This window comes from uncultured Campylobacter sp. (assembly GCF_938017615.1).
Classification (GTDB): Bacteria; Campylobacterota; Campylobacteria; order Campylobacterales; family Campylobacteraceae; genus Campylobacter_B.
In genome coordinates this window covers 1-4,296 of record NZ_CALIJA010000199.1, presented here as the reverse complement: position 1 = coordinate 4,296, position 4,296 = coordinate 1, and the positions used below count along the sequence as shown (strand labels likewise).

At 49.0% G+C, this 4,296-nt stretch carries 5 protein-coding genes and 1 pseudogene; 3 read left to right on the top strand and 3 right to left on the bottom strand.

What is annotated here, in order from left to right:
- Positions 1–110: 110 nt before the first annotated feature.
- Entirely contained in the window at positions 111–719 is a 609-nt protein-coding gene (locus tag Q0620_RS10135; protein WP_298784979.1) for a YigZ family protein, read from the bottom strand.
- A 70-nt stretch (positions 720–789) separates the two neighbouring features.
- Here Q0620_RS10135 and galU point away from each other — a divergent pair, with 70 nt between their 5' ends.
- From galU to Q0620_RS10120, 3 genes are all read left to right on the top strand, one after another.
- Complete coding sequence (gene galU / locus Q0620_RS10130; protein ID WP_298784976.1) at positions 790–1,626, top strand: UTP--glucose-1-phosphate uridylyltransferase GalU; 837 nt, start codon at positions 790–792, stop codon at positions 1,624–1,626.
- Positions 1,613–2,875 (top strand): glucose-6-phosphate isomerase, encoded by a 1,263-nt coding sequence (locus tag Q0620_RS10125; protein WP_298784973.1) that lies wholly within the window; start codon positions 1,613–1,615, stop codon positions 2,873–2,875. The genes galU and Q0620_RS10125 overlap by 14 nt, the downstream gene beginning before the upstream one ends.
- Before the next feature lie 235 nt (positions 2,876–3,110).
- Positions 3,111–3,503 (top strand): VOC family protein, encoded by a 393-nt coding sequence (locus Q0620_RS10120; RefSeq protein ID WP_297995300.1) that lies wholly within the window; start codon positions 3,111–3,113, stop codon positions 3,501–3,503.
- Positions 3,504–3,539: 36 nt separating this feature from the next.
- On the opposite strand, the gene Q0620_RS10115 is transcribed toward Q0620_RS10120, so the two are convergent.
- Positions 3,540–3,959, bottom strand: coding sequence for a hypothetical protein (locus Q0620_RS10115; RefSeq protein WP_298784971.1), 420 nt, complete (start codon positions 3,957–3,959; stop codon positions 3,540–3,542).
- A pseudogene (locus tag Q0620_RS10110) lies at positions 3,956–4,296 on the bottom strand (hypothetical protein); the annotation flags it as partial. The pseudogene Q0620_RS10110 and the gene Q0620_RS10115, both read right to left, overlap by 4 nt.

Here is a 4,296-nt window from a genome sequence, read left to right as displayed (position 1 = left end):
GATGAAATTTCACTTTAGCTTTAAAATTCCGCTACGATAAAATGCAAAATCCGTTTATGCTTTCAAATTTAGCCGAGACGAGCTTTTAAATTTTATAGAATTTTGAAATTTTAAAATTTCGGCTCGTGCAGCATTTTAAGGGCCGGCGCGAGAGCATCTGCAAAGCCTTTAAATTTTTCAAATTCCTCCGCGCTAAGCTCTGCGCTAAACTCCGCTCCCGCAGCACCAAAGCTCGCCTCATAAACAAAACCCGATTTTTTTAAAAAATGTTCAAATTTAGCTACCGCCGCAAACGGCACGAAAAACGCGCACTTCTTACGCAGCACGAATTCCACTAGCTCTGCGGCATCCGCAGCGGCGTCTATCGCGGCATTCGCGCTACTAGCGTATGCGCGCACGAGCCCGCCCGTGCCTAGCTTGATCCCGCCGAAGTAGCGCACCACGAGCACCGCGGCGTTAATCAATTCGGCGCCGCGAAGCGCATTTAGACACGGCGCACCCGCGGTCGATTTGGGCTCGCCGTCGTCGCTCGAGTTTTCTACGATCTGCCCGGGCTCATTCAGCGCGCGATACGCCCAGACGATATGGCGCGCCTTTGGGTGTTGCCGCTTCAACTGCGCACGCAGCACCTCAAAGCTCGCTAGCGGCGCCAGATAGGCGATGAAGCTTGATTTTTTGATCTCCTGTGCGGCGCTGATCTCTTTTTCAATCGTTTTCACGGCTTTCCTTTGCGGAATTTTATCTTTTTTGCATTATAATAAAAGTTCAAAAAAAGATCAAAGGAGCTTCATGATCCAGACTTGTTTATTTCCCGCGGCGGGCTACGGCACGCGCTTTTTGCCCGCGACCAAATCGCTACCTAAAGAGATGCTTCCGATTCTTACCAAACCGCTCATTCACTACGGCGTGGACGAGGCACTGGAGGCGGGCATGGATAATATGGCCTTCGTCACGGGTCGCGGCAAGCGCGCTCTGGAGGATTATTTCGACCGCAGCTACGAGCTGGAGGATCAAATTTCAGGCAGCAGCAAGGAGTATCTGCTCGACGAGATCAGGGCGCTTATGAAGCGCTGCACCTTCTCTTTCACGCGCCAAGAGCAGATGAAGGGGCTCGGCAACGCGATTTACACGGGTAAAATTTTAATCCGCGACGAACCTTTCGGTGTGGTGCTCGCAGACGATCTGTGCGTGAACGAAAACGGCGAGGGCGTGCTTGCGCAGATGGTTAAAATTTACGAAAAATACCGTTGCAGTGTCGTTGCAGTAATGGAGGTGCCGCCGCAGGACGTAAACAAATACGGCATCATCGCCGGCAAAAGCATCAGCGACGATCTGATAATGGTCTCGGATATGATTGAAAAGCCCGAGGCTAGCGAGGCTCCGTCAAATTTAGCCATCATCGGGCGCTACATCCTAACGCCCAATATTTTCGATCTCATTGAGCAGACGGCGCCCGGCAAAAACGGCGAGGTGCAGATCACCGACGCGCTTTTGAAGCAGGCTCAAAACGGCGTGGTGATCGCGTATAAATTTAAAGGCACTCGCTTCGACTGCGGCTCGGTAAAGGGCTATGTAGACGCGATCAAATATTTCTACGAGCGAGAATTCGGCGATGGTAAAAAATGAGCTGTTTTTCCCGCTGGCAAAAGAGGGCGCGCTAGAAGAGGTAGCGGCAAAGATCCGCGCCGAATACGAAAGCGGCGAGGTAGGCTACTACCGCCTGCCGCAGCAAGGCGCAGACGAAATAGCGCGAGCGCAGGAATTTTTTAGCGCACGAAGCTATGACGGGGTCGTGCTTTTGGGCATCGGTGGCTCCAGCGTGGGCGTGCGGGCGCTTTATGAGATGCTGCGTCCGCGCGTAAGAAAGAATTTGCGCTTTAAAATTTTGGATAATCTCGACGGACACAGTGTAAACCGCGCGCTCGAAGGACTAAATTTTGCTCACACGATTTTCATAGTATCCTCCAAATCGGGCGGTACGATCGAGACAATCTCGCTTTTTAAGGTCGTTTTGCAGCGTTTTGGAATTTCAAATTTAAAAGCGCTAGCAAAAAATTTCATATTTATCACCGATGCAGGCTCGCCGCTGGATATCTTCGCGCGTGAGCACGGCGCCTGCGTGATAAATATGCCTGCTAACGTAGGCGGTCGTTTTAGCGTGTTAAGTGCAGTAGGGCTAGTGCCCGCAGTTGGGCTAGGCCTTGATGCAAGCGCGATGCTACGCGGAGCTGCCGCCGCAAAAGAGCGGTATCTGGATGAAATTTTAGCAGGCGATCCCGCTAAAATCGCGGAGAATAAAATTCTACGAAAAGCCCATCACTACGCCACGCACAAAAGTGCGAAAATCAACGTCCTTTTTAGCTACGGCGATGCGCTGCGCGCATTGGGTGAGTGGTATGTGCAGCTCTGGGCGGAAAGCCTAGGTAAAAAGATCGGCTTTAGCCGCGAGGGACTTACTCCTGTAGGGCTTGTAGGCTCGCGCGATCAGCACAGCTTCCTTCAGCTCATAATGGACGGCGTAAAGGATAAGACCGTGACCTTCTTAAAGCTCACGGACAACGGCACTACGGACGCGGTACCTGGTATCAGTCTGCAAGGTCTTGAGGGCTGCGACTTCGTAAACGGCATGCGACTGGATGAGGTGCTAAATCTTCAGTGCGATGCTACGCTGCAAGCCGTGCTAAACGAGGGTATCAGCATCGATCTAATCGAGGTTTCGCGGCTTTGTGAACAGAGCGTGGGCGAGCTATTTTACTACTTCGAGCTGCTAACCAGCGCTACTGGAGCGATACTGGGCGTCAGCACTTACGATCAGCCGGGCGTCGAGGTAGGCAAGAGAATTTTAAAATCGCTAGTTTTAAAATCGCAAGATTAGAATTTGCTGCGCTAGCTAGACGGAATTTCGTCGGTCTAAATTTTACTAAAGTCAGACTCTACTCGCGCTCCATTTTTACTTAGGCTAAATTTTAGAATTTTAAAATTTACGCCGCGAAATTTTGATTTCGCGCTATAAGCATTTGGAATTTTGTCGCGAAATTTCACGGCAGAATTCCAAGATTGCACCGCGAGGCGTAAAAATTTTGCGACTTGCGAGCGCGCAAGGAGATGAAATGAAAATCACAAGGATCGATCACTTCGTCCTAGTTACGGAGGATCTGCAAAAATGCGTGGAATTTTACGAAGGGATTTTGGGCTTAGAGCATGTTTGCGAGGGCGGCAAACACAGCCTGCGCTTCGGCTCTTCAAAGATCAATATCCACACCCGCGCGGGCGAGTTCGCGCCGTTTGCGGCGCGTCCTAGCGCAGGCTCGGCGGATTTTTGCCTCATCTGCGAAGATCAAAGCGCGCAGCAGCTCAAAACGGAGCTTGAAAGCAAAGGGGCGCAAATAGAGCTTGGCGTCGTGCCTCGCACGGGCGCGCGTGGAGCTATGCAAAGTATCTATCTGCGCGATCCTGACGGCAATCTCGTAGAGCTCGGCGTATATGAAAGCGGCGATGATTAGCGCGTAAATTTTAAAGGCAAAATTTCAAGCGGAGCGTTAGAATTTAAATTTTCTAAATTTTACCTTTTTGCTAAATACCGACAAGGTGCGCGGGACGCTATCCAAATCTATATGCGTTTTGCGCATAAAATACTCTTTTAATTCCAGATACTCTTTTTCGCTATAAATCAAAACATTTATAATTCTAAGATCGCCCGTTTCGCCGTATATCACAAGCCGGTCATAGACGCCTAAGCATCTGAAACTGCCATTTTTAAGATGCATCAATATACCCGCTCCGAATAGGCTAATTGCTATCATCGAAATTAGCGCGATCATCGCATGCATTCCGCGCATAACGTATGCGCCCAAAGGCCAAAGCGACAAAAACAGCGTTTCGGGTATGCTTATCCTCTGCTGCCGGTCCCAGCGCGGATCAAAACTGATCGCAACGGCGCCGATTTGTTCAAGCTTCAAAGATTTATAAGCTTTATCTTCTTTGTAATATTTATATCCGAATCGTTAAATACGAAATAGACGCCCTTTTGTTGCTTTCGCCTGATAAAAAACATTACCAAAGCGAAAGGGAGTAGTCTAAAATTTTTGGGCTCAATGGGGTTTACTACGGTAACGACCGAGATGAAGAATAAGCATCCTATAAGCGTAGCAATCGTGGAGTATTTCATATAGTCGTAAAAAGCATAGTCTTTTATTATTATCGGCTCTTTGTCGTAATCTCTGGCGTTTTGTTTATTATAATTTTCCATTATTTCAAGCCCCTCTTTAAAAATAGATATAAATTTGTAATAGCTTA